Annotated in this window: 27 protein-coding genes and 2 pseudogenes; 9 read left to right on the top strand and 20 right to left on the bottom strand. The window is 59.1% G+C overall.

Translation table 11 applies throughout. The features are described from left to right. Positions 1 to 30: 30 nt before the first annotated feature. Positions 31 to 1002 (bottom strand): factor H binding protein domain-containing protein, encoded by a 972-nt coding sequence (locus A7Q00_RS11115; protein ID WP_064090598.1) that lies wholly within the window; start codon positions 1000 to 1002, stop codon positions 31 to 33. Between the two features lie 286 nt (positions 1003 to 1288). Between A7Q00_RS11115 and A7Q00_RS11120 the strand changes: the two genes are divergently transcribed. The 8 genes from A7Q00_RS11120 to A7Q00_RS13765 all read left to right on the top strand — a co-directional run bounded on the left by A7Q00_RS11120 (position 1289) and on the right by A7Q00_RS13765 (position 10758). Then, positions 1289 to 1732, top strand: a complete 444-nt coding sequence (locus A7Q00_RS11120; protein WP_064090599.1) for a universal stress protein — start codon at positions 1289 to 1291, stop codon at positions 1730 to 1732. Positions 1733 to 1834: 102 nt separating this feature from the next. Further along, positions 1835 to 3004 (top strand): PilT/PilU family type 4a pilus ATPase, encoded by a 1170-nt coding sequence (locus A7Q00_RS11125; RefSeq protein WP_064090600.1) that lies wholly within the window; start codon positions 1835 to 1837, stop codon positions 3002 to 3004. Positions 3005 to 3401: 397 nt separating this feature from the next. Further along, positions 3402 to 4130, top strand: a complete 729-nt coding sequence (gene fabG, locus A7Q00_RS11130; protein ID WP_064090601.1) for a 3-oxoacyl-ACP reductase FabG — start codon at positions 3402 to 3404, stop codon at positions 4128 to 4130. Next, entirely contained in the window at positions 4130 to 5353 is a 1224-nt protein-coding gene (locus tag A7Q00_RS11135; protein WP_064090602.1) for a beta-ketoacyl-ACP synthase, read from the top strand. The genes fabG and A7Q00_RS11135 overlap by 1 nt, the downstream gene beginning before the upstream one ends. 221 nt (positions 5354 to 5574) lie before the next feature. Beyond that, positions 5575 to 6738 (top strand): efflux RND transporter periplasmic adaptor subunit, encoded by a 1164-nt coding sequence (locus A7Q00_RS11140; RefSeq protein ID WP_064090603.1) that lies wholly within the window; start codon positions 5575 to 5577, stop codon positions 6736 to 6738. Between the two features lie 118 nt (positions 6739 to 6856). Further along, complete coding sequence (locus A7Q00_RS11145; protein WP_064090604.1) at positions 6857 to 8794, top strand: MacB family efflux pump subunit; 1938 nt, start codon at positions 6857 to 6859, stop codon at positions 8792 to 8794. Positions 8795 to 9051: 257 nt separating this feature from the next. Then, positions 9052 to 10500 (top strand): TolC family protein, encoded by a 1449-nt coding sequence (locus A7Q00_RS11150; protein ID WP_082887845.1) that lies wholly within the window; start codon positions 9052 to 9054, stop codon positions 10498 to 10500. An 87-nt stretch (positions 10501 to 10587) separates the two neighbouring features. Beyond that, on the top strand, positions 10588 to 10758 hold the full coding sequence (locus A7Q00_RS13765) for a hypothetical protein (protein WP_156503817.1): 171 nt from the start codon (positions 10588 to 10590) through the stop codon (positions 10756 to 10758). A gap of 60 nt (positions 10759 to 10818) precedes the next feature. On the opposite strand, the gene A7Q00_RS11155 is transcribed toward A7Q00_RS13765, so the two are convergent. The 15 genes and pseudogenes from A7Q00_RS11155 to A7Q00_RS11210 all read right to left on the bottom strand — a co-directional run bounded on the left by A7Q00_RS11155 (position 10819) and on the right by A7Q00_RS11210 (position 22355). Next, complete coding sequence (locus A7Q00_RS11155) at positions 10819 to 11622, bottom strand: DNA adenine methylase (RefSeq protein WP_064090605.1); 804 nt, start codon at positions 11620 to 11622, stop codon at positions 10819 to 10821. After that, the gene (locus A7Q00_RS13070; protein WP_082887846.1) at positions 11591 to 11773 is read right to left on the bottom strand and encodes a Com family DNA-binding transcriptional regulator; all 183 of its coding nucleotides are present in this window, start codon (positions 11771 to 11773) and stop codon (positions 11591 to 11593) included. The genes A7Q00_RS11155 and A7Q00_RS13070 overlap by 32 nt, the downstream gene beginning before the upstream one ends. Before the next feature lie 166 nt (positions 11774 to 11939). After that, positions 11940 to 12425 (bottom strand): hypothetical protein, encoded by a 486-nt coding sequence (locus A7Q00_RS11160; RefSeq protein ID WP_064090606.1) that lies wholly within the window; start codon positions 12423 to 12425, stop codon positions 11940 to 11942. Beyond that, the gene (locus A7Q00_RS11165; RefSeq protein ID WP_064090607.1) at positions 12422 to 13093 is read right to left on the bottom strand and encodes a DUF4376 domain-containing protein; all 672 of its coding nucleotides are present in this window, start codon (positions 13091 to 13093) and stop codon (positions 12422 to 12424) included. The genes A7Q00_RS11160 and A7Q00_RS11165 overlap by 4 nt, the downstream gene beginning before the upstream one ends. A 14-nt stretch (positions 13094 to 13107) precedes the next feature. Beyond that, the gene (locus tag A7Q00_RS14370) at positions 13108 to 13734 is read right to left on the bottom strand and encodes a gp53-like domain-containing protein (protein ID WP_425387517.1); all 627 of its coding nucleotides are present in this window, start codon (positions 13732 to 13734) and stop codon (positions 13108 to 13110) included. Between the two features lie 122 nt (positions 13735 to 13856). Further along, positions 13857 to 14232 (bottom strand): annotated as a pseudogene (locus A7Q00_RS14375) (phage tail protein); the annotation flags it as partial. A 21-nt stretch (positions 14233 to 14253) separates the two neighbouring features. Then, a pseudogene (locus A7Q00_RS14380) lies at positions 14254 to 14535 on the bottom strand (phage tail protein); the annotation flags it as partial. Continuing rightward, entirely contained in the window at positions 14536 to 15114 is a 579-nt protein-coding gene (locus A7Q00_RS11175) for a phage tail protein (protein ID WP_064090609.1), read from the bottom strand. A 3-nt stretch (positions 15115 to 15117) separates the two neighbouring features. Beyond that, complete coding sequence (locus tag A7Q00_RS11180; protein WP_064090610.1) at positions 15118 to 16260, bottom strand: baseplate assembly protein; 1143 nt, start codon at positions 16258 to 16260, stop codon at positions 15118 to 15120. Positions 16261 to 16262: 2 nt separating this feature from the next. Then, positions 16263 to 16640 (bottom strand): GPW/gp25 family protein, encoded by a 378-nt coding sequence (locus tag A7Q00_RS11185; protein ID WP_064090611.1) that lies wholly within the window; start codon positions 16638 to 16640, stop codon positions 16263 to 16265. Between the two features lie 132 nt (positions 16641 to 16772). Further along, a complete protein-coding gene (locus A7Q00_RS11190) occupies positions 16773 to 17384 on the bottom strand; it encodes a phage baseplate assembly protein V (protein WP_064090612.1) in 612 nt (203 codons plus the stop codon). Beyond that, the gene (locus A7Q00_RS11195) at positions 17371 to 18513 is read right to left on the bottom strand and encodes a phage late control D family protein (protein ID WP_064090613.1); all 1143 of its coding nucleotides are present in this window, start codon (positions 18511 to 18513) and stop codon (positions 17371 to 17373) included. The genes A7Q00_RS11190 and A7Q00_RS11195 overlap by 14 nt, the downstream gene beginning before the upstream one ends. After that, the gene (locus A7Q00_RS11200) at positions 18500 to 18748 is read right to left on the bottom strand and encodes a tail protein X (RefSeq protein ID WP_064090614.1); all 249 of its coding nucleotides are present in this window, start codon (positions 18746 to 18748) and stop codon (positions 18500 to 18502) included. Before A7Q00_RS11200 ends, A7Q00_RS11195 begins: the two co-directional genes overlap by 14 nt. Then, positions 18745 to 19644, bottom strand: coding sequence for a phage tail protein (locus A7Q00_RS11205; RefSeq protein ID WP_064090615.1), 900 nt, complete (start codon positions 19642 to 19644; stop codon positions 18745 to 18747). Before A7Q00_RS11205 ends, A7Q00_RS11200 begins: the two co-directional genes overlap by 4 nt. Continuing rightward, a complete protein-coding gene (locus tag A7Q00_RS11210; protein WP_064090616.1) occupies positions 19644 to 22355 on the bottom strand; it encodes a phage tail tape measure protein in 2712 nt (903 codons plus the stop codon). The genes A7Q00_RS11205 and A7Q00_RS11210 overlap by 1 nt, the downstream gene beginning before the upstream one ends. A 42-nt stretch (positions 22356 to 22397) precedes the next feature. Between A7Q00_RS11210 and A7Q00_RS11215 the strand changes: the two genes are divergently transcribed. Next, complete coding sequence (locus A7Q00_RS11215; protein WP_064090617.1) at positions 22398 to 22658, top strand: hypothetical protein; 261 nt, start codon at positions 22398 to 22400, stop codon at positions 22656 to 22658. On the opposite strand, the gene A7Q00_RS11220 is transcribed toward A7Q00_RS11215, so the two are convergent. From A7Q00_RS11220 to A7Q00_RS11235, 4 genes are all read right to left on the bottom strand, one after another. Beyond that, positions 22659 to 22799 carry a GpE family phage tail protein gene (locus A7Q00_RS11220; protein ID WP_064090618.1) on the bottom strand — a complete coding sequence of 47 codons (141 nt, stop codon included), beginning with the start codon at positions 22797 to 22799 and terminating at the stop codon, positions 22659 to 22661. A gap of 22 nt (positions 22800 to 22821) precedes the next feature. Further along, positions 22822 to 23133, bottom strand: a complete 312-nt coding sequence (locus tag A7Q00_RS11225; protein ID WP_064090619.1) for a phage tail assembly protein — start codon at positions 23131 to 23133, stop codon at positions 22822 to 22824. A gap of 142 nt (positions 23134 to 23275) precedes the next feature. Beyond that, a complete protein-coding gene (locus A7Q00_RS11230; RefSeq protein ID WP_023888044.1) occupies positions 23276 to 23791 on the bottom strand; it encodes a phage major tail tube protein in 516 nt (171 codons plus the stop codon). A gap of 14 nt (positions 23792 to 23805) precedes the next feature. Continuing rightward, positions 23806 to 25203 (bottom strand): phage tail sheath family protein, encoded by a 1398-nt coding sequence (locus tag A7Q00_RS11235; RefSeq protein WP_064090620.1) that lies wholly within the window; start codon positions 25201 to 25203, stop codon positions 23806 to 23808. Positions 25204 to 25212: the final 9 nt, after the last annotated feature.

A 25212-nucleotide genomic window follows, 5' to 3' on the forward strand; every position in this document is an offset into this window, starting at 1 on the left:
CTTTACTATGCAGCACGACGGCAGAGGTGGTTACTGTTTGGTTCCGCTGACGCCGATATTCCATTGGCCGCCAGGATTGCTGCGGCTGCCTTCCACAAAACCGGCTACTTCTTCAGCATTGGGGCCGAAAATAGAAAGGTAATATCGGTAGGCATTCATGCGTTCGGAATGGGCTTCGCCGTTGATGCCTTTGGTGCGTTCGGCAGCCGACAGCATCGGATTGTAGGGCAGTGCGCCGCCGATACGGGCTTGGCGCAGTTCGATATCGCCGGTGGAAGCCATGCCGGTAATGCGGCCGCTACCGGTTTTATCGGTAAAGTTGATGCTGTAGTTAAATGCGCCTTTTTCCAAACCAGAACCGAAATTGGCAAAAGATTCGCCACTGTAGTTGAACGTGTTGCCGCTGAGACGGGTGATGGTGGCATCGTTCACGGGCAGGCCGCTCACCAGCTGCACCTTCATGGTGTCAGCGCGACCGAGTCGGTTGTTCGGGTCGTTAGCACCATCGTAACGGTAGGCGGTGGGCAGGGTGGCCAACACCATGGAGTAGGGGCGTTGGTAGATATACATTTTCCCTTGTTCTTCCACTTTTACATCTTGGCTGTCGGGGTAGGCAACTTTCAAAGACGTCCATTCGGCTTTGTAGGGCAGTTCGAGCAGGCCGTCCGGCAGCGCGGTAATGTTGATGCGGTCGGCCAGTCCGTAACTGCGGCCGTTAAGGGTAAGGGTGAGGTTTTTCTCCCCGCGCGTGTTGCTGCCGGCCTGCGGTCCCAACAGGGTTTGTGCGGCAATCACACTTTTGCTGCTGACCACGCCGGCGTAATTGCGGCGGTAGTCCAAGCTGGAGCGGTTTTTAACGGCGGAAGACTCGGCATCGGGCGATGCGGTATTTGGCGTTGGTGTCTGTGCGGGCTGTACTTCCGGCGAACCGCCGCCGCTGCTGCCGCAGGCGGCCAGGCTGAGGGCGATAATGGTGGCACAGAGGGTATGTTTCATCGTCATAAATAACTCCTGCGTTGTTTGAATTTTAAGATTTGTTAGGATGTGAAGCGCGGCAGTCTAACAGGCAGGGTGTAGGGGCTCATTCAGCCGTTAGTAGTAGTCCAACCAGCTAACTCTGGCTGAATACAGTGGAATTTCTGCCACCACTCGTTGCATGGCGAATCGGTTTTTCTGTAAAAAACGGTAATTTGTTTTACAATCCCATTACAGGTAAAGTGATTCGGACTGTAACGGATTGGCGGCTGCGCTTTCCGACCGGCCGCCAGCAAACAAAAGGAGTGGCAAAATGTATCAACGGATTTTCGTTCCGATAGACGACAGCAAAATCTCTCTCTACGCCCTGGAGCAAACCTGCCGGTTGGCCAAGGCAACCGATGCCGTATTGGTGGCCGTGCATGTGGTGGATTTAACCGACCTCAAGCGCGAAGCCAGCCGCCTGCCTAATTCCGAAGAGCTGTATGCGGCCGAAATGCAGGTGGCCGACCATGCCGAAGCCGTGATGAAACAGGCCGGTGTGAAATATGAAGTCTCCACCCTGGAAAACGACGGCATGCGCATTTCCGATGTGCTGATTAAAGAAGCCGTGCGCCAAGAGTGCGACCTCATCGCCATGGGCACCCACGGCTTCTCCGGCCTGCTGCATCTGTTGATGGGCTCCGTGGCCGAAGGCGTGCTGCGCCAAGCCCCCATGCCCGTGCTGCTGTTCCGCCGCCCGGAAAGCGAAGTCTAGCTTCAGTATGTTTTCAGGTAGCCTCCTGCCCGCGCAAAGAGGCTACCTGAAAAATTTGGCTTTAAATATGTCTAACCAACCAACCCAAATGGAAAACGATCTATGGCAATCCCCGTTTACAACGAAGAGATGAAAAAATTCATCCACGGCCTGCTCAACCACCTGGTGCAGAGCAAAGGTTCCGACCTGTTCATCACCGCCGGCTTCCCCCCGGCCATGAAGCTCGATGGCAAGCTCACCCCGATTACCGACAAACCGCTCACCGCCGACCATACCGCCCTCATCGCCCGCGCCCTGATGGACGACAAACAGGCCGAAGAATTCGACAACACCAAAGAATGCAACTTTGCCATCAGCCTGGCCGGCGTGTCTCGCTTCCGCATCAACGCCATGGTGCAACGCGGTGCCGCCGCCCTCGTGTGCCGCGTGATCACCAGCCAGATTCCCAAGTTCGACAACATGAACCTGCCGCCGATTTTGAAACAAGTGGTGATGGAAAAACGCGGCCTCGTGATTTTCGTGGGCGGCACCGGCTCCGGCAAATCCACCTCCCTGGCCGCCATGATCGACTACCGCAACGAAAACAGCCACGGCCACATCATCACCATCGAAGACCCGATCGAATTCGTGCACCCGCACAAAAACTGCATCATCACCCAGCGCGAAGTGGGCGTGGACACTGAAAACTGGTTTGCCGCCCTCAAAAACACCCTGCGCCAAGCCCCCGACGTCATCCTCATCGGCGAAATCCGCGACCGCGAAACCATGGACTACGCCCTGGCCTTCGCCGAAACCGGCCACCTCTGCATGGCCACCCTGCACGCCAACAACTCCAACCAGGCGCTCGACCGCATCATCAACTTCTTCCCCGAAGAGCGCCGCACCCAGCTGTTGAACGACCTCTCGCTCAACCTCAAAGGCTTCATTTCCCAGCGCCTCGTGCCCAAGCCCGACGGCAAAGGCCGCGTGGCCGCCGTGGAAGTGCTGCTTAACTCCCCGCTGATTGCCGAGCTGATTTTGAACGGCGACATTCACGGCGTGAAAGAAATCATGGCCCGCTCCCGCGATTTGGGCATGCAAACCTTCGACCAATCCCTGTTTGACCTCTACGAAGAAGGCCTGATTTCCTACGATGACGCCCTGAAAAACGCCGATTCGGTAAACGACCTGCGCCTTAATATCCAGCTCAACAGCAAGCGCGGCAATGCCGGCCAGGCATCCGGTATCGACAGCCTGGCGATTGTGGGCATGGACGAGGAAGAAGAAGCCTAAAGGCGGCAAAGGCTACCTGAATATTCAGGTAGCCTCTTTACAGCCGACGCAAAAAGGCAGGTAACGGATACCTGCCTTTCTTAAATATAGTGGATTAACAAAAATCAGGACAAGGCGGCGAGCCGTAGACAGTACACACGTTACGGCAAGGCGAGGCAACGCTGTATTGGTTTTTGTTAATCCACTATACAATCAGGAAGGGAGATTTGATGGCAGACTCCGAAGAGCCTGAGGCTAGCCGAAACCGTTCCGGACACACTTCCCTGTTCCCGAACCGGGATAAGCGTGGCAAAATCCCGCCTCGGCTTCGTTAGGACATCAATCCGTTTCGTTGAAGTTTGCGTTTTCAGGTAGCCTTCCTCCCAACAGGCTGCCTTTATATATAAGGACAACCATCATGACCCAAACCATCCTCATCACCGGCTCCACCCGCGGCATCGGCCGTGCGGCGGCTTTGGCCTTGGCGCAAGACGGCTTCGACATTGTGGTGCACGGCCGCAGCCGCATGGCGGACGCCGAAGCGGTGGCGGAACAAATCCGCGCGCTGGGGCGGCAGGTACGGGTATTGCAGTTTGACGTGGCCGACCGCGCCGAATGCCGCCGCGTACTGGAAGCGGATATTGAAGCGCATGGCGCGTATTACGGCGTGGTGCTGAATGCGGGGCTGACGCGCGACAATGCCTTCCCTGCACTGGAAGACGAGGATTGGGACCGCGTATTGCGCACCAATCTGGACGGCTTCTACAACGTGCTGCACCCGCTCATCATGCCGATGATCCGCCGCCGCGCGCCGGGGCGGATTGTGTGCATGGCCTCCGTGTCCGGCCTGGTCGGCAACCGCGGGCAGGTGAACTACAGCGCATCGAAAGCGGGGCTGATTGGCGCGGCCAAGGCTTTGGCGGTGGAACTGGCCAAACGCAAGATTACGGTCAACTGCGTTGCCCCCGGCCTGATTGATACGGAAATTTTGGACGAAAACGTGCCGGTGGAGGAAATTTTGAAAGCCATTCCGGCGCAGCGCATGGGGCTACCTGAAGAAGTGGCGCATGCCGTGCGCTTCTTAATGAGCGAACACGCCGCCTACATCACGCGGCAGGTAATTGCGGTAAACGGAGGATTGTGTTGATGAAAACAAAACGGGTGGTGATTACCGGCGTGGGCGCGGTGTGCGCCTTCGGCCGCGAGTGGCACGAAATCGAAGCCGCTTTCCGCGCAGGCAAAAACGCCGTGCGCCGCATGGAAGCGTGGGATGCCTTCCCCGAAATGGAAACCTGCCTCGGCGCGCCGCTGCCAGCCTACGCGCCGCCCGCACATTGGACGCGCAAACAGTTGCGCAGCATGGGCCCGCTGGCGCAATACTGCACCGATGCCGCCGAACAAGCGCTGAAACAGGCAGGCTTGCTCGGCGATCCCGTTATTCGCAACGGCAGCATGGGTGTGGCCGCCGGCTCTTCCAGCGGCAGCACTGCCGACGTGCTCGACATCGGCCTGCTGCTCGCCCGCCAGCCCAACAATTTCAACGCCAACACCTATGTGCGCATGATGCCGCACACCACCGCCGCCAATGTGGCCATCTTCTTCGGCCTCACCGGCCGCCTGATTCCCACCTCCAGCGCCTGCACCTCCGGCAGCCAAGGCATAGGCTACGCCTACGAAGCCATCAAATACGGCAAAATCCCTACGATGCTGGCCGGCGGTGCCGACCAGCTCTGCCCATCCGAAGCATACGTGTTCGACAGCCTCTACGCCGCCAGCCGACGCAACGGCGAACCCGAACTCACCCCCCGGCCCTACGATGCCGCACGCGACGGCCTCGTGCTCGGCGAAGGCGGCTGCATGATGGTACTGGAAGAGTTGGAACACGCCCAAGCACGCGGCGCGCACATCATCGCCGAGATTGTCGGCTACGGTGCCAACTGCGACGGCAGCCACATCACCCGCCCCGAAATGCGCACCATGCAACGCTGCATCGAACTCGCCCTCGAAGATGCCGCCCTGCCGCCCTCCGCCGTCGGCTACGTCAGCGGCCACGGCACCGCCACCGAACAAGGCGACATCGCCGAAACTCAAGCCACCGCCGCCGTGTTCGGCCACATCCCGATCAGCTCGCAAAAAAGCTACCTCGGCCACACCCTCGGCGCTTGCGGCGCGCTCGAATCCTGGTTTGCCATCGAAATGATGCGCAGCGGCTGGTTCGCCCCCACGCTGAACCTGAACGACATCGACCCCCGCTGCGGCGGAACCGACTACCTCACCGGCTCCGGCCGACACATTGACACCGAATACGTGATGAACAACAACTTCGCCTTCGGCGGCGTGAATACCTCGCTGATATTCAAGCGTTGGTAAGGCTCGTTTGCAATTGAGAGGCTACCTGAAATAATTGTGCCCCGGCGGCTATTTTCAGGTAGCCTTTTCCGCCCGCTGCCTGCCCGCCCCTAATTTCCGTAAAGCCCTGCCAATAAAGCCTCGGCGGGGTAAGGATAGGTTAATCAGATGGCGCAAGTGGCGGCAGTTTCCTAGAATAGCCATATTTCTTAACAGCTGCCGGAAAGGGCAGGCGGAACAAGATGAAAAAACCGTTGAAATGGACATTGTGGGCGGTGGCGGCGCTGGCCGTGGGTGCAGCGGGCTATGCCTTTTTGAAGCCGAGCAAGCCGCAAACCACTTATCTCACCGAAGAAGTGAAACGCGCCGACGTGCGCCAAACCGTATCCGCCACCGGCGAGATTTCCGCCGCGCAGCTGGTGGACGTGGGCGCACAGGCTTCCGGCCAAATCAAACATTTGTATGTGAAGCTCGGGCAGCATGTGGAAAAGGGCGACCTCATTGCCGAAATCGATTCCACCACCCAGCTCAACGCGCTGAACACGAATAAGGCCAAGCTGGAAACTTATCAGGCGCAGCTCGTGTCTGCCCGCGTGGCGCTGCAAAACGCCGAACGTAAATACCGCCGCGAACAGGCCTTGTGGTCGGAAAACGCCACCTCCAAAGAAGAGCTGGAAAGCGCGCAGGGTTCGTATGCCGCCGCCAAAGCGCAGGTGGGCGAGCTGCAATCTTCCATCCGCCAAACCCGCATCGCCATCAACACGGCCGAAGCCGATTTGGGCTACACCCGCATCACCGCGCCGATTTCCGGCACGATGGTTTCGGTGAAAGTGGAAGAAGGGCAAACCGTGAACGCGGTGCAAACCACGCCCGCCATCGGCCAAGTGGCCGATTTGAGCCGCATGCTGAATAAGATGCAGATTGCCGAGGGCGACGTAACCCGCGTGAAAGCCGGTCAAACCCTGTTGTTCACCACCCTGGCCGACCCCGACAAAGAACGGGAAGCCAAGCTCGACAGCATCGACCCGGGCTTAACCACTCTGTCGCAAGGCAGCTACACCACCAGCACCGACACCACCAGCACCGCCATCTACTACTACGCCCGCGCACTCGTGCCGAACGAAGACGGCAAGCTCGCCATCGGCATGACCACGCAAAACAACATCGTGATCGGCGAGGCCAAAAACGTGCTCACCGTACCTTCCACCGCAGTGAAGCAGCGCAGCCGCGAACGCTATGTGCGCGTGCTGAAAGCCGACAACCAAGTGGAAGAGCGCACGATTACCGTGGGCATCAGCGACGGTACGCGCACCGAAGTGAAATCGGGCGTGAAAGAGGGCGAGAAAGTGATTGTGTCGGAGAGCGACGGCACGGTGAAAGAGTGGCAGGGCGGCCCGCCGGTGTAAGCTGGCTCTCGCTTTGCCATATCAGGCTATCTGAAAACCTAAGGCTACCTGAAACCATGCTGTAAAGCCTGTTACAGGTTTCAGGTAGCCTCCCCGCCGCAACGAAAGCCGTATGCATATGAACCTAATTGAATGCCGCAACATCAACCGATATTTTGGTGAAGACGCCAACCGCGTCCACGTTTTAAAAGACATCAGCCTCACCATTCAAAAAGGCGATTTCATTGCCATCATCGGCCAATCCGGCTCCGGCAAATCCACGCTGATGAACATCATCGGCTGTCTCGATAGCGCCACTTCCGGCTCGTATCAAATCGACGGTGTGGAAACTTCGCAGATGAGCGGCGACGAGCTGGCCGCGCTGCGCCGGCGCAAGTTCGGCTTTATTTTCCAGCGCTACAACCTGTTGGGCGCATTGAGCGCGCGCGAAAACGTGGCGCTGCCCGCCGTGTATGCCGGCATGGATCAGAAAGAGCGGTATGAACGCGCTACTCAGCTTCTGACCGATTTGGGCTTGGAAGGCAAAGAAGACAACAAGCCCAACCAGCTCTCCGGCGGCCAGCAGCAGCGCGTGTCCATTGCCCGCGCCCTGATGAACGGCGGCGAAATCATCCTGGCCGACGAGCCCACCGGCGCGCTCGATTCCGGCAGCGGCGAGATGGTGATGGAAATTATTCGCGGGCTGCACGCCAAAGGGCATACCATTATTTTGGTAACCCACGACCCGAAAGTCGCCGCCTTTGCCAACCGCGTCATCGAAATCAAAGACGGCGAAATCATCGCCGACACCAGCAAAAACGAAAGCATCCCGCCCAGCAGCGTGGAAAGCCGCACCGAAAAGCCATCTTGGCTGTTTTTCAAAGACCAGTTTGTGGAAGCCTTCAAAATGTCGGTGCAGGCCATCATGGCGCACAAAATGCGCTCCCTGCTCACCATGCTCGGCATCATTATCGGCATTGCCTCGGTGGTGTCCGTGGTGGCGCTGGGGCGCGGCACGCAGGAGAAAATCCTCTCCGACATCAGCGCCATCGGCACCAACACCATCGGCGTGTATCCCGGCAAAAGCTTCGGCGACCGCCACCGGGGCCGCATCCGCACGCTCACCATCGCCGATGCCGAAGCCATCAGCAAACAAAGCTATGTGGACAGCATCACCCCGATGGTGTCCTCAGGCGGCACGGTTACCTACCGCAACACCAACCTCACCGCCCAGCTCTACGGCGCGGGCGAGCAGTATTTCAATGTGCGCGGCATCAAGCTCGACCAAGGCCGGTTGTTTAACCAAGACGACGTAGACACTGCCGCGCAAGTGGTGGTTATCGATCCGAACACCCGCAAGCAGTTGTTTCCGGAAGGCACCAACCCCATCGGCCAAACCATTCTGTTTGGTAAACGCCCGCTGCGCGTAATCGGCATCAGCGCGGAAGACCAAAACGGTTGGGGCGGCGGCGACAGCCTGCAAATGTGGGCGCCCTACACCACGGTGATGAACCGCATTTCCGGCGAGCGCTACATCAGCGCGGTAACCGTGAAAATCCGTGATGATGTGAGCACCTCCGTGGCGGAGCAGGGCATTAAAGAGCTACTGCTGGCGCGGCACGGCAAGGAAGATTTCTTCACCAGCAACAGCGACAGCATCAAACAGACCGTCGAAAAAACCACCGGTGCGATGACCCTGCTGATTTCCTGTATTGCCCTGATTTCATTGGTGGTGGGCGGCATCGGCGTGATGAACATCATGCTGGTGTCGGTAACCGAGCGCACCAAGGAAATCGGCGTGCGCATGGCCATCGGCGCGCGGCAGGGCAATATTTTGCAGCAGTTTCTGATTGAAGCCGTGCTCATCTGCCTCATCGGCGGCGCAGCCGGCATCCTGCTTTCCTATTTAATCGGTCTGGGCTTCAACGCGCTGGCCAGCGAGTTTGCCATGTCGTTCTCCACTTGGTCGATCGTGAGCGCGGTGTGCTGCTCCACCTTCATCGGCGTGCTGTTCGGCTTCATGCCCGCCAAAAACGCCTCCAAGCTCAACCCGATTGCCGCCCTGTCGCGCGATTAGCGGCTGCCGAAAGCGGGGAAACCGCAAAGCTAAACCGCCCGATGTTTTCAGGTAGCCCGTAAGGAGCAGGTAAGGGCTACCTGAAAACGGCATCGGCCTTGCCATCGGGCTTCGGCCGGCCACCCGCCTCCCTGCGGGAGAGAGGACGCAAAACGCAAGTTTGCCTCCGTTGAGCCGCCGCCATCATTTTCAGGTAGCCTCCAACCCACCCGGGCTGCCCGCACCCACCCAAACGCCCAACCAAGAAACGAGGGTTTATGAAACCGATCACCCCATCCATCCCACCCGTGCGCGCCGCCGCGCTGGCCCTGCTGCTGGCCGGCTGCGCCATCGACCAAACCCCCAACACCCAAATCGGCCTCGCCCAGGCTCAGCGCGAAGGCAGCGTGCAAACCGCCGCCGGCGAAAGCGGCCACTGCCCCGATCCCGCCGGCTGCGCCTACCAAACCGAAGGCAACTGGTGGCAAAGCTTTGGCGACAGCGGGCTCAACGCCCTGGTGGAGCAGGCCTTGGCCAATAATGTGGATTTAAAACAGGCCGCCGTCAGCGTGAACAAAGCCCTGTATCAGGCCAACATCCTCGGCGCCAACCTCGTGCCTGAATTCAACGCTTCGCTCGGTGCCAATGCCAACCGCAACCTCGATACCCGCCAAAACAGCCACAGCTACAGCAGCCAGCTCGGCTTAAGCTACGAGCTCGATTTATGGCGCAAACTCAACGCCACCGCCTCTGCCCAAGCGTGGGAGCAGCGCGCCACCGAGCAAGATTTGGCCGCCACCCGCCTCACCGTAATCAATAATGTGGCCGATGCCTATTTTCAGGTAGCCTATCTCAACGAAGCCATCAAGCTCACCGAAAAGACCATTGAGCAATACAAACAAATCCTGCAAATCGCCCGCAGCAAATACCGCCACGGCCGCGTGGCCTCGATTGAGGTTACCCAGGCCGAGCAATCCCTGCTCGCCGCCGAAAACAGCCTGCTGTCGCTGCAACAGAGCCGCAGCAACACCGAAGCCACCCTGCGCAACCTGCTCAACCTGCGCCCTGGCCAGGCAATGGCCGTGCCGCCCGAATCCTTCCGCCTGCCCGAAGGCGGCAAGCTCGATTTGGATGTGCCTATCTCCACCCTCGCCGCCCGCCCCGATCTCATCACCGCCGACTACCGCTTGCAGTCCGCCCTCAAAAGTCAGCAGGCGCAATACCGCAGCTGGTATCCCAGCATCACGCTGAACGCCGCACTGAGTACCTCGTCCGAACACAGCAAAAACCTGTTCAACGTGCCGATATTGGGCGGCAGCGTCAGCCTCAACTTGCCTTTCCTCAACTGGCGCACCATGCACTGGAAAGACCGCAGCGCCGAAGCCGACTTTGAAAACGCCAAACTCGCCTTCGAAAAAGCCCTCACCACCGCGCTCAACGAAGTCGACACCAACTACCGCCAATACCGCGCCAGCCGCCAAACCCTGGAAAACCAGCGCCGCCGCCACCGGCTCGACGTTGAAAACAGCCGCTACTACCGCGTGCGCTACCAGCACGGCCGTAACGAACTCAAAGACTGGCTCTCCGCACTGAACACCGAATATTCCGACGCGCAAAGCCTGCTTGAAGCCCGCTACCAAGCCCTGCGCTACGAAAGCATGGTGTATAAAGCCATGGCCGGCCGCTATCAAAAAGCACCAGCCGCCACGGCGCAGCAGGCGCAGTAGTTCGGCATCCGAGTGACCCGCGAAACAACAAAAACCGGACAGGCACGCAGCCGTCCGGTTTTTATGATTTTCAGGTAGCCTTTGTCCATGCAAGCAGCAAACAGCCATTGCCCGGAAGGCTACCTGAAACGAAACCCGATGCGTGAGTTGGCCTTGCCCGGATATTCCACTCCGTTTGCTTTCCCATATTTTCAGGTAGCCTTTGCTGAAGCCGCGCGCGATAAATATCCCCACATCGGTGCGATAAATCAGTCCTGATATTATTGCACCCTGTGCAACAACGTTACAAATCCCACCTTACTTGGTGGGATTTTTACATCAAGCCGGCTCTGCGTTGATGGGGTAGTTGGCAATCAAAAGCTCGTCAGCTTCGGTGGTGGCCTCTTTGTTGATGCTGTAGCGCAGGCTGACCTCTTTAAACTGGAAGCCGGCGAAGATCTCCCTAATGGCCGGCACGTCGTTAATCGACAGCAGGAAGCGCCCTTTGATGTGGCGCAGCTGCCCGGCCAGCCGTTCGAAGTCATCCTTAGCAAAGATGCCTTTGCCGTACATCGTCTCACAGTCCCAATACGGCGGGTCGATGTAGAAGAAGGTGCCGGGCTTGTCGTAGCGGGCGATGAAGTCGTCGTAGTTGAGCCGCTCCAGCATCACCCCCTGCAGTCGTCGGTGGCTGTGTTGCAGCTCCTCGGCCAACCTGTCGGCGCGGAACTTGGGCGGGCGCGTGCTGGTGGCGGCGCAGCAAAACTTGGCCACCTTGCCGCCGAAACCCATGCGGTGCAGGTAGAGGAAGCGTACCGCACGCTGAATGTCGGTCAGGGTGGTGGGATTGCAATGCTGTAGTCGGCAATACTCATCGCGGCTGGGCAGCAGGTATTCCGCCTGCCGCAGCAGCTCGGGCAGGTGGTTTTGAACACACCTATATAGATTGATGACATCGGCATTGATGTCGTTGATGGCCTCCACTTTGGAAGGCGGTTTTTTGAACAGCACCCATGCCGCACCGCCGAACACTTCGGCGTAGCAGGTGTGGTCTGACGGGATTAACGGAATGATGGTACCGGCCAGGCGGTATTTGCCGCCCAGCCAGCCCCTAAGCGGACTGACGGGATTGATGTTGCCCATGATGCTTACTCCTTGAAGTTTGGCGCTCACAGGCACTCCGGGTTGTTAAAGAACCAAATTGGTTGACCGCTTTACAGCGCGGGCATTTGATTTCCAATTGCCCCTCGCCTTTGGCCAACAGCTTATTGCAGTTTTTGCAACGATATTGCATTTTTGCAGCTCCCACATTACCGGTATGTTAGAATCCGCCCGCCTCTAGAGGTGGCGGCCTTGGGTCATGCAGGCTCTCTCTGCGTGGCTGGCGCGGTTTGGTGGGCAAACACCGGCCGCGCCGCCGTCCTACTTATTGCGTATACCCGCCCCTGTGGCGGGTATTTTCATGCCTCCTCCTTATATAGTGTAGGCACGATAACAGCGAGGTCGTTGGGCGACCAGCGCCAGCTGTCGGGTAGCCCTAGGGCAGTTGCACACCATTCGCTGCAGAACCAGCGGCGGCGGTTTTGCGGCAGTCCGAAGGCGATACCCAATGCGCCCATTAGGTCGTAGCCCTGCCCTTCGGTGGCCGTCCATACCCGCTGCAGCTGCTCGTGTGCCTCCGGGGTGGAGAGCAATGGAATCAAGTCCCATTTAGCCGCCGGCAGCGGCATCACTTTGCAGCGCACGCCTTTATCGCGGATGGAAGCGGAGTAGCAGGTATAAACCGATTCCTGCGGATGCTCGCGCACCACAATCTCGGCATGGCTGTACTGGCCGCGGGTGAGGATACGGGTGAGCCAGTCGGTAGCTCGGGCGCACCATACACGCCAGCCGTAGCCGTCGCGGCGGCCTTTATAGAGGGCTAGATAAATGGGTTGCGTGTTCATTCGGTAGTCCCCCCAACCTCTGCTGCAGCTGCTAACGACATCGTGGATTGCGTGTAGTAGTTGGCTGTCCAGCCCTTGCTGTAGTCGTATTCAAGCGGCTTATCAGCTTTGAGCATCGCCAGACGATGGTGTTCCGCATTGTGGAAATCAGCCGTCTCATCATTCACCATTTGCATAACAATTTCGTCAAACAAGGCCTTGGTACACTTTTCCTTGGGAAGGAAAGTGTTGTCCATCGTTTTCCATGGCTCTTTCAGCGGAAACGCTTCATCCGGCAGGGTGCGCAGGGTCAGGTATTGCAGCCGCGTGGCGTCGTCCGTCTGAAACCACTTACCCACGCTTTTGACAAACACCCCATGCCGCAGGTTGTCATAGCGCTTGGCCTTGATGCGCTCCCACATCTCATCCTGCTGCTCGGCTTTGAGCCGGGCGGCGCACTCTGGATCGATGTGCCACTGCTCGCCGTCCCAAGTGCTGGATGGGCAGGGCGGCTGCCCGGCCAGTACGGGCTTGCCGTCTTTGCCGGGCATGATGACTTGCCCGCTGGACTGCCCCGCCAGCAAGGCAGCGTGCTGCTCGGGGCTAATCGCTGCCGCATCTTCAGGTAGCCTGCTGTGGATGGTGTCATCGTAAAACGCCTGATTGGATTTTGAGTAATAGATGGTCATATCCTAATCTCCCTTTAAAAACCGATGGCCAGCACATAGCTCTTGGCGGGCTGGCGCGTGCCGAATGCCGACCAAAAATCCTCCACCAGCCTAAATTGCGATACTGATATTGGCATTACGCGGGTTAGTGCCCCATAACCGAGAGCAGGATTGGACAGGCAGGTATTGATGCTCATCGATAGACAGCCTTGCGTAAAGGCCACTGGGAAGCTGTAAACCGCACCCGGGTTGTTGCCGATGCTTGTGATGGTGTGCTCAATGCACAACCACTGCAGCAGCAGGCCGTTTGGCAGCCGCACCCAGCCGTTGGCGGATTTATCGGCAGTAAACAGATTGGTAACCGCCTGCGTAAAATCGGTAATCTCGCTGCTGCGGTGGGTGTGGCTTTTTGGCGCAACCTCATCTCGGTTGGCTTTGCGCTGCAAATCCGCCGCCAGCGTGGAGGCATCCAGCATGCCGGCGTTGGTAACTTTGCCGTAAGCCTTAACCCACATCACCACGTCGTCCAAGGTGTCGCGGGCTTTGATGCACAGCACCATAGCGATGGCTTTAGGGCGGTTTTCATCCGCCGTTGGCACAGCGCGGGAGGCATCAAAAACCAACGGTCGCCAATTGTTTGCCGCGTTAGAAATTACAGACATATTACTAACGGTGTCTGGCGATTTACGATCCGGATAGTAAATTGCCGATGTACTTGCCGCCGAATTTGGGTCGTAAGTAGTATCGCCGTCGTGACCAAACTTTGCTTCGCCCGTAATATTTCGGATGGCGTCGCCCTGCTGCGTACCAACCGTGAGGCTGCCTGAAGCATTGCGGATAAAGCGGTCTTCGGCCTTGGTCACGGCATCGATTGAGCCGTACTGCGCCACCAGCTTGCGATAGAGCTCTGGATAGGCGGCCTGCGTGACCTTGGTAGCGATGTCGTCGTACTTAATCCAGCCGTCCGGGATGTCGTCAAAGGCAAAATAGGCGGTCATGCCGACGTCGGAGCGCGTGAGGTTGGGCAGCTTGTTGCCGCCCAGCACGCGGTATAGGTCGGGGTAAGTAGCCTGGGCAAAGGTGCTGCCGTCGGCTTTCAGGTAGCCTTCGGGGCTGCTGACGGCACGGGGGAAGCCGATTACTGCGCCTACGGGCAAGCCTTTACCTGCGGATTCCTCGGCTTTGTCGTAGGCAATTTTTACTGCCTTAGAGGTGGCCGCCACATCTTCGCGGTCGCTGTTGGTGGCGGACGAGAGCTGTACGATGCCGGCCTTGGTGGTGCTGGCCGCGCCCGGCTTGTACTCCTCCTGCTTCTTCTTCAAATACTGCGTCCGTGCGGCCAGTTCCTTGGCCTGACGGTTGGCAATGCCGTTCGGCCCGCCCAATACCGGGTCGGTGGTTTCCAGCTGGTAGATACCTTCCGCCCATTGCGGGTTGTCCAGTTCTTCCGTGATATTCGCCATTTAAGCTGCTCCAAAGTTAAAGTTGCCGTCGTAGGCCGCCCGCCCGTTGTAACGCAGGGGGACGGCCTGATAATCCAAGGCTGCCAACAGGCAGCGCGCCGGCGCGAAGGCGGCCAGCGTTTTGCGCAACAGCGCGGCCTGGTCGTTGGTAATCACGCTGGCCATAATGATGCGGTAATGCGCCCAGTAGCTGCCGGCACCGTAAACATGGCTGCCGTTGTAGTTGATGCTGCCGTTGTAGGTTTGGCCGGTGAGCCCTTCAATAATCCGCACCTCACCGAACCCGAGCCGCCGCACGATTTCACGGATTGCCCACGGCGTGCCTTTGTAGCGGTGCAGCTCGTAGGCACCTTTAATCAGCTTGCGCCGCGCATCGTCGGATTCGGCCAGCCAGTAGCCGTCGGCACCCAAGATGCTGCGGCTCTCGGCCAACAGCGGCAGGTGTGCGGGGGCGACCAAATCGACCAGGCGCGGCATCAGTTGCGGCAGCTCGGCCAAATCCAAACGCAATCCCAATTCGGCCAAGGCGCGGGCGCGTTGGTCGCGTTCGATGATGGCGGCGTAGGAAAGTTTGGCCATCGTTTAGCCCTCCGCCGTTTGTGCGGCAATGCGGATGGTGGCGCGGGTGCAGCGTGCCCACTGGTCTGGCTTGACCACGGTCAGCGGCAGGTTATGCAGCACCACGTTGTAGACACCGGCTACTTTCAGCGCACTCATGATGTCCAGCGGCACAATGTCCAAGCCTAGCCGGCTGCGGCGGGCGGCTTCATACACCGCCCATGCCTGCTCGGCCGCCGCTTTGGCGGTGCGGGCATCGGTGCCGGTAAACAGGGTCAGCTCGGCGTCCAGCGTGTAATCGACGGCGGTCGGTGCTTTGACCACTACGGTGTCGCACAGCGGGCGGCGTTTTTCTGCTGAGAGTGCGGCCTGAATCTTGCTAATCAGCTCGTCATTGGGTAGGCCGTCTTTGGCCAGCACGGTCACCGCCACCCGTCCGCCTATAGGCTGGCCGCCGCCGTCGGTATCGTTGGCCACGTGCACGTCCACCACCGCCGGGCTGGCCTGCCGCGCCCAATATTGGTAGGCACCCACCGGCCCGGCTACGCTAAAGCTCTCCGGCGCCAGCAACACGCGCTCGCGGTAGGCTTCGTCGTCTTCAATTTCCACCCCGCCGGCGGAAACGGTAGTGTTGCTGACGGCCACATCAATCGTCGGATGCAGCCGCTCGGCCAGGCTGTTGATTTGGCCGACCGACCAGCCGTTGCCGACTGTTCCGGTTTCGGTGCATTCGGCGGCCACTTCGGCGCTGCTTTGGGCGGCAGTCAGCAGGGCAGCTCCAGTGGTGACAAAGCCGGTCTGCCCGGCATTGACCCGCGTGCCCTTGGGTACGGCAATTTGTTCCGAACCGCTCAATACCGCAGTAAAGCGCAGGGTGGTCAGGGCGGGCTGCGCCTGCAGGCGCGGGGTAGACACGTCATCACCGCACAAGTCCAGCATCAGGCCGGTGGCAAAGCGCGGATGCTGCTGGCGGTAGGCTTCGTTTACCTGCTGCCTCAATAAATGCTCGCGATAGGCAAAGGTGTTGATCAGCAGGCGTTCGATATGCGCCGGCTGCAATACCTTGCCCGCGCGTTGCTCGTAGTCGGCGATGGTGGCGGCCAGGGTTTGTGCCAAGTCGTCATCGACAATCTTGACCTCTTCGCGTTTCAGTTTGCTCAAATCCATTTTCAGGTAGCCTTTATTGCAATATCGGTGCGGTAGATTTCGCCCGCCACAGCATCCGCCACGCGCCAATGTACGGTCATGGTGATATGCGGGGCGTGGCCGGCAAACGTGACCTGCTCGACCAGCGCGCGCTTTTCCCACGTCTGGATGGCAAGGATGACCTCGCGCACGGTGTTGGGGATAAATTCGTCTTCCGGGTAGTCGATGTAGTCGAACCAATTGCTGCCGAAATCCGGCCGCAGCACGTCGCTGCCCTTGCGGGTGGCGAGGATGTTTTCGATGCACTGGTTGATGTCGTCGAGGTCTTGCACGATGTCCTGCCCGCTCGCGAGAGGGGCGGGCTGCCAGTGGCGGCTGCGCGGGGTGGTCTGGGTAGTCATGGGCTTATTCTGCCTGCACGGTGGCAGCGGGTCTTTTAAACGGCTTTAAAAAAACATCCCCGTATCGGGTCGGATACGGGGATTGTGCTGCGGCGCTTGTCCGCAGTCTTGTAAAACGTTTTCAAAAATCAATCAGCCGGCCTGCATGCTGCCGGTGGTGCCGCCGGAGTCGCCGGGGTGGACGTGGCCGGACACACTGATGCCGTTGAGGATGATGTCGCCGTTGATGCGCACGGTGCCTTCGATGCTGGCGGTATCGCCCCCGCCGCCGTTGGAAGCAGTCAGACCGGCGGTGTAGGTCAGCATGCCCTTGACCGTGGCGTTGCCGGTAATCTCCGTTTCCGGCGACTGGATTTCCACTTTCGAAGCAGCCTTAACCACCACCTTGCCCGGCGTGTCCACAGTTACCTGGCCGTCGGCGCGGTTGTGGCTGATGACGGTACCGTTGCTGAATTTCCGCAGCCACATATTGCCGTCCGAAGCGGGCGTGCCGTCCTGATCGTTGTAGATGACACCGAGGCACACACCGCCCTCGCCGCGTGCGTCCAGCAGGCAGACGGCCAAAGCGCCGGGGTCGGGTAAGGCATAGAACTGGTTACCACCCGCGCCCAGGCTGACCACCGGCAGCCAGTCGGTTTGGATGTCGTCCAAAGTCGGCACGGTGACGCGCACCGCGTGTTTGGCCGCGTCCACCGCCGCCACGGTGCCGAATTGCAGGGTGGCGGTAAAGTCATGGGTTCGCATTTTCGGCTGCCTGTTTTTTGGGTTGGGTTGCGGCGGTTGCCTGTGGTGGCTCATCCGGCACGTATTCGACCATCTTGACCTCCAAATCGCTGGTAAAGCCGCCGCCGCGGCGGATTTCGTGCCGCGCCTGCTTCACGAGGTATTTGCCGCTGAACTTGCCGAAGCCTTTGAGCTGCACGGTCTGCCCGGCCACCAGTTTGGCGTTGCCGACCATCGAGAAATTGCCGGCCACTTGGCTTTGCTGTGCATTGGCCAGCGCGGCATCGGCACGGGCATTGACCTGCGCCTGGCTCTCGCCGCGGTTGGCCACAATTTTGAGCGTGTCGCCGCTGCTGGCGCGCTTGCCGCCCGGGCGCAGCGCCTTGCTGCGGCGACGGGTGCGGCGCGTGGTCTTGCGTTTGGCATCGTAGCCGCTCACCACCGCTTCCTGCGGCACGCCCTTAATCAGGTCGCGCAGCCTGAAATTTTTGATGTCTTCCGGCAGCAAGACCGCCACCGGCTTTTGTTCGGCCAATGCATCATTAGCCTGAAAAACCAACTGCCTGCCGACGATCTTGAAAGTGTGGCCGTACTCTTTGGCCAAACGGGTCAAAAATTCTACATCGCGCTCCTGATACTGGGTCACGCGCTCGATTGGGATATGTTTGATGGTGCCGGTTACCTTCAGCCGCAGGCGGCGGGCAATGCGGCGCACGATGTCGGCCAGCGTGGTGTGCTCGTAGGCACGGCCGCGCTGGGTGCGGTTGGATTTGGTGATGCCGGTGGACAGCGCTTTCAGGGTAATCACGGACGGCGGGTGCTGGTACTCAATCTCGGCCAGCTCCATGCTGCCCAGCTTGAGCATGCCGTTAATCTGGTCGCCGATTTCCAGGCTGATTTTGTCGCCCTGCTCGGGATACCACTTTTGCCGCCAGCGGCCGTCCACGTCTTCCAGCTCCACCTGCACTTCGTCCGATTGGCCTTCCAAGTAATCGGTGTAGCTCACCGATAACAAATAGGGCTGGATGTCGCTGGTAATGTCCTTCTGTTCGTATTTGATGATGACCTTGGGCAGGGTCACCGGATGGCTGGCCGTGCTGTTCAGGCTACCTGAAAGCAAGGCGCCCAGATGGAGGTTAGGCATCTGCATCGTCGTCTCCGCTATCGCCGCGCAGCCAGGGCGGCATGTCGGCTTGGGTTTGGGGTTTGGCCGGGATAACCGGTACAAACACGGTCAGGTTGGCCGTAAACTGCTCGGCCGCCGGCAGGTGCGGGTTGGCGGCAATCAGGCGGGCGATTTCCAAGGGGTTGCCGTAGTATCGCCAGGCAATCAAATCCCAGCGGTCGCCCTCGCGTGTCAGGTGTCTTAATACCGATTCGCTCATTTCGTCCCGTCCTTTCTGCCGGCCAGCCACGCGGTCAGGCTTTGCGCCCCGCGTGCGCCGTTGTTCAGGCTGTCGGCGGCCGAGGCAACGGCGGCCGCGCCGCCTTCCAGCCAGCCGCCCACCGTGCCGCTCTCTGCGCCGTTGCGCAGCGCGGCCAAACCGCCGGAGAGTTCGCGTGCCGCCTGCCCACCGTAGGCCAGCATTTCGGCCGCACCGGACAAGTTGCCGATGTATTTGCCGACTTCAGGCAGCCTGTTTAATTTACCCAGCGCCGTGCCGCCGAGATTGACTGCATCACCCACCACGCCGAGCAAAGCGAGCGGGTCGTGTTTCAGCTCGCGGGCATGGGCAATCAGGGTTTGCAGCTGGCCGACTTCCTGCTCGACACTGCGGTAAATCCGTACGCCGGTCTGCACCGCATCGGCCACTTTCGACAAAGGGGCACGCACCGACTCGGGCAACATGGCGAGCAGCGGGTTTTGGCCGTTGGCCACGCCCGGGGTCGGCAGCGGGTTGTTCGGGTCGCCGACAAACTCGGTCAGGCTCACGTCCAGCTCGCGCGCGGCGGTGCGCCCCCGGCCATCCTGCAACAGGGTGCGGGCGGTCAGTGATTCAATCACAAACCAGCCGACAAAACGCCCCGACCCGAAAACCAGCGACACCGCCTGCTGCGCCTCCTTGGCCGCAATCAAACCCTTATAGGCCGCGTCCACATCGCCCAGCTTCCAGTGTAATTTCAACCCGAAGCGTATCTGCGTCAGTTCGTTGCCCATCGCCTGCAGGCGCGGCCGCCCGGCCAACACCTCATGCTTGGCATAGCTGGCGCCGTGGGTCTCCTCCAAATCGGTAAAGCTGCCCAACAGCTCGAAGCGTACCTCGCCCAACATGGCAAACATCAGTAAGCCCTCCTAGCCTTATCGGCCATCAGCCGTTCAAACAATTGCTCAAACTCGCGCAAGCCCATCTGCAAGGCTGCCTGAATCTGCCCTGCATCGCCGCCGGGTGCATTGATGGTCGGGCTGAAATGTACCGTGATGCCGCCTGCCGCAGCCGTGCCCTGCCGTGCGGCAGAGAGTTCGGCGCTGTTGGCGGCCATTGATGCAGCCAAAGATGAGGTGTTGTCGCTGAAACGCTGTTGCAAATCCGAAGCCACAGAACCGATGGCATTGAGCGGGCGTGATGCTCCGCCGTCGATGCCCATTTGCAAGCCCTGCATCATCCAGCCGCCAAAGCGCCTAAACAGACGGCTCGGGGAGTGGATTTCGTTGCGGATGGCAAACTTGGACGAGAACCAGCCGGCCACGCCTGAGAACCATGCCTTAACCTCTTCAAACTTGGCTTTTAAGCCGTTCCACAGACCGCTGATGATGTTTGAGCCGAACTCCGTGAACTTGCCCGGCAGCTCAATGCCGAACCACGAGAGGACGGCGGCAAAGGCCGAATAGAAGGCACCAATGGGTGACCAGTTGAGGATCAGGCCGAGGATGCCGAGCAGGCCGCCGTCGAAGGCGGTTTTGATTTGTTCCCAAGCCGAGCCGACCAGCGAGAAAATGCCGTCGAAAATCATGCGCCAGCCGTCTAGAATCATTGGGCCGATATTCAGAATGCTGCCCAATATATAGCCGATGATATAGCCGAAGCCCTGCGCACTTTCCGAAGCCTCGTCATTGGACGAAAAGAAATCCGAAAAGAAACCTTTAACCACATCCCAAATCTGTTGCCAGCCGAAAGCAATCATTTCCAACAGTGGCAACACCGGCCGAATTCCGTCTTGAATACCGTCCCACAAGCCGATAAAGAACGACTTCACCGCACCCCAGTTTTTATAAATCAGGAATGCTGCGATGGCGATGGCGGCAATGGCCGCACCGATCGGATTGGACATGGCCGCCATACCGACTGATGTCCAAATACGCTGCAACCACATCATGGCGCCGCCCAAACCGCGCACCCTGCCGGCCATCGATAAAAAGCGGGAACCGGCCACGCTGACCCGGCCAATACCGCGTTCCAACAAAGACATGGCACCGCGCGCCTGGCGGGCGGAAAAACCCATGATGCGTAAGGCCGTTGCCCCGCGCCCCATCCTCAGCAGGCGGAACACACCGTTAAAGCGCAACAACGTACCGTGCAGCCCTAAAAGACGCTGCACCACCCCCAAACCGGCACCGGCCACACCGTTAAACAGCAGACGTACGCCGAGCGAGGCCGCCTTAACGCTGACCAGTGCCACGGCAATCTTAATCAGGGTATGAATCAGCTTTGGATTGGCCTGTGCCCATTCGGTCATTCTGTAAACCACCGGCATCAGGCTTTTGAGGAAATCATTGATGCCCGGCAGCATCACGCTGCCCACCGTAATCCCTAATTCCATCAGACTGTTTTTAAACAGCCGCAGTTGGTTGGCAGTTGTTGCCGAGCGGTTTTGGAACTCGCGCTGCATAGAGCCCATGTATTTCAACTGCCCGCCGGCATCGGTTTCGCTCAATAGGTTCAGCTGCCGGTTGTACTCTTCCATCGAACCGGTCAGCAGCAGCACGTCGTCGGCGTAGTTGCGGCCGAACATCTTCAAAAGCAGCGGCATCTGCTGCTCTTTCGGCAACTGGCGCACACGCTGCAAGAAGTCGGAAATCGCGCCCTGTGCGTCTTTATCCATGGCGGCAGCAAAGTCTTTGGTAGTCAGCCCCAGCTGTTTGAGTTCGTCATCAAACTTGCCGACCCGCGCTAAAGAAAAGGCCGTTACCATGCCCTTGGTGGCTTGTGCCGCCAACTCCGGCGCCTTACCCATACTGAGGAAGGTACTGCCCAAGGCTGCCCCCTGATTGTCGGTCAGCCCCAGTTGTTTGATGTCACTACCGACCCGGGTCATCACATTGACGATATCGGCAGCCTTGGAGTTGGTATTGTCCGACAGATAGTTGATGGCATCGCCGAACTCCGACATGGTTTCAATCGGCCGCCGCAACACATTGGACATAGTGGCCATGGCCTCGCCGGCAGTACCGGCCGACATATCGAAGGCCACCCCCATCTTGGCGGCATCCTCAGCAAAGCCGATCAGTTTTTCACGCGCCACACCGGATTGGCCGCCGGCAGCCACGATAGCGGCCAACTCATCGCCGGCCATCGGGATGGAACGGGTTAGGTGCAGAATATCCCGCTCCATCGCTTTAGCTTGCTCGGGCGTGTCGAAATTGACCACTTTGCGCACATCAGCCATGGCTGATTCAAATTCAATCGCCAGCTTGATTGGTACGGAAACCACACCGACGGCGGCCACCGTACTGAGGATTTCCGACTTCAAACTGTCGCGTACCGAGCGGTTGCGTTGGATAGCGGCATCAATCCTGCCGCGCTGATTTTGATTGCGCCGAATCCGGCTCATGGTTTCGCCCAAACCATCATACTGCCGCTGCAGGCGGCGCAGTTCTGACGAACCTTGGCGGCTGCTGTCGCGGATTGCCCGACCCAGCAGCAACTGTTCGCGGCGCAACAGGGTAGTGCTGCGCCGCACAAAATCCACCCCGCCGCCGACCGAGCGGATAGCGGCAATCGTGCTTCCTATAGCAGCACCGATCTTGACAACTATTGATAACTCGGCAGACATGTTTTACTATCCTATAAACCTAGACAGGGAAAGGAGAAAGAAATGGCAGTCATCGTTGCTTTGGTTGTATTGCTCGCCTTCGGCACCCTGCTGCTCGAAGCCGTTGGCATCGTGCTTGGCATGGTTTGGCTGGCCGTATCTTTCTGTTTGGATATTTCCGCCGCCCGCCGACTGCGCCGGCGCTGGCAGCAGCGCGAAGAGGAGGAGGAACAGGCTCGCTTTAGCGAACACCGCCGCCCGTATGACGAACAGCGCAGCCGGGAAAACCTCGCCTATTGGCAGCAGCGTTTGTCTGAGCAATAATCACAACCCTTTCCGGTAGCCCGCCTTGATTTGGCGGGCTGCTTCTTTTTGGAAGTCAATGAAGTCTTCCATGGTCAAATCGTCGATGGCCTGTATCGGCCAGCCATACCACCACGCCACATCCGCACAGGCCGCCAGCAACTGTGCCGCCAGTTCGGCATGGTCAGTCGGCTCGGATGGCTGAGGCCGGTTTTTCCTGACAGTAGCGAAACCAGTCTTGAATCTGCTTGTAATCGCTCAAATCCAGCGCATCCATGTCTTCCGGCACCAAACCGGCCAATCGGGCGGCCAAGGCAATCTCCTGCGCGGCATCGCCTTCCAAACGGCTGACTGCCCGCAGATCGGCTACTTTAGCGCGCCTCAGGGTCAGGCTGTCCAGTTGGCGACCGTCGGCCAAAACAACCGGCACATTCAATGTAATCGTGATGTTCATCCCCAAGTCTTCCTGTAATTTCTGTGCTTCGTTCTGAGCCATTTTTGCAATCCTTTTTCAAAATCGGCCGGGCGGCGCGGCCGGAATCAAACCGCCGGTGGTAAATAAAAATCCCTACATCGGATTTGATGTAGGGATTGTCGCTTGCGGGCGCCTTAAAGGTCTTTTAAACGGCTTTAAAAAACTATGCCCCGATATTGCGCCGGTAGGTCTCTTCCACGTCCACGCCGTCTACGCGGTATTCGTTACGCAGGGCGTTGTAGTAAAGCACTTCGCGCCCGTCCAGCACTTGGCGGATTTCGGTGGTCTGGTAGGTGCTGGAGAACTCTGCCTTTTCTTTCGGTTTGTAGCCGCCCAGCGCATTCTTGCTGAAGGTGGCGGTTACCATCGTTACCAGCGGCACTTCCTTCACGCGGCCGGTGGTGTCGTAGGTCTCCACATTGGCGCGCACCATCAGCTGTACCGCCTTGTAGGGGTTGGCGGCTTTGCGCGCCACTTCGGGGAAAAAGCTGTTCCAGGTAATCTCGCCCTCGAGTGCGGCCACGCCCATCGGCAGCTTGACCGTGCCTTTCAGCCCCAGTCCTTTGTACTCGTCCTGCTCAAACTCAAACTCCGGCAGTTTGAACTCGCTGGCCTTGCCCAACAGGTCGTTGCCGTCGATGTAGACGTTGGCGTTGTAAATCACTTTGATATCGGACATCTTTCATTCCTTCCTTATCGTTGGCTGACCAAGTTGGCCAGATATTTGCGGGTCATCACGCTGGCATTGCTGATGCGCTCGGCCGGCAGCTTGGGCGTGTATTCGTATTTGAGCGGCACTTGGCCTTTCGAGAAGGCATCCACCAAGTCATAGTCGTAATCCAAGTCCACGCTGTAGCCGACGATGGATTGCAGGGTGCCCAGATAAGTGCGGATGGAGCCGAGCAGGCTGTCAATCAGGGCATCGTCGATCGGGCGGTCGATATACTGCAATTCGAAGCGGCGGATGGATTCGTCGATCACGTCGCCGGTGCGTTGCGCCACCTCGAAGTTTTTGATGTGGCTGACGGTCGGGAAGCAGGCCAGGCGGTTGCCCCAGAGGCGGTAGCCGGTGCCGTAGCTGTTGAACACCGTGGTAATGCCTTTTTCGTTGAGGCGGTTGGTGTCGCTCTGCGGGTCGTCGGCGCGGGCGGTCAGGGGCATTTCGATACCGGTCACGCCCAGCAGGTCGCGGTTGGACGAGCTGTACCAGTAGCCCTGTTCCACGTCGGTCTTCATACGCAAACCGGCAGCGTGGGTAGCCAGGCTCTCCACGCCGAGCAAACCCAACACATAGGGATAGAACAGCATCATACGGTCGCTGGAGGTTTGGAAGTTGATGCTGCCCAACGGGCCACGGCCTTCGATGGCCTTGCTCAGGGTGGTCTGCTGCGGGGCGGCAGCGTAGCCGATGGCCTTAATCTGCTCGGCCAGCACTTCGATGGCGGCACGGCATTTGGCGGTCTTGTCGTACTCCGGCACGATGATGATTTTGGCATCGGCACCGAAGCGGTTGAAGCCTTCAATCACCGCCTGCAAGCCGGTGCGTTTGCCGGTGGCGGCCACATAGGCGCCGATGATCTCTTCTTCGGTTACCTTGGACGGGTCGGTGTAGGTATAGCTGATGGTCGGCGTGGTCGGTTTGACCTTAAACACAATCTCGCCGGCCAGGGCATCGGTGACGGTGTAATCGCTACCCTCGTTCAGGGCGCTGGCACCGTCTTTTACCGTGTAACCCGGTTGCAAGGCCGGATGGGCGGTGTGGGCGGTCAGGGTGTCGGCATCGACCGTCAGCGCCTCGTCGGCCACGCTGCTCTTATGCTTGGCCGGGTCGCACACATTGACCACATAGGCGGTACCGGCCTTGTAGCGGGTAAAGATATTGGCGGCATCGGGCAGGGTAAAACCCTTGCCGGTCAGGCTGCTGCCAAATTGCAAGAAATCGCGGGCGGCGGCGCATACGGTCAGGGTATTGACCGCACCGGCCGGAGCCGTGCCGACAATGGCGGTAATCGCGCCGTCGGCGGTGTAGATCGGGCTGGTGCCGCCGTCGATACGTTTGGTTTCCGTACCGTGGTGGAAAGCTGCGGACATAATAATCTC

Origin of the sequence: Eikenella halliae, assembly GCF_001648475.1 — a bacterium.
Taxonomy (GTDB): domain Bacteria; phylum Pseudomonadota; class Gammaproteobacteria; order Burkholderiales; family Neisseriaceae; genus Eikenella; species Eikenella halliae.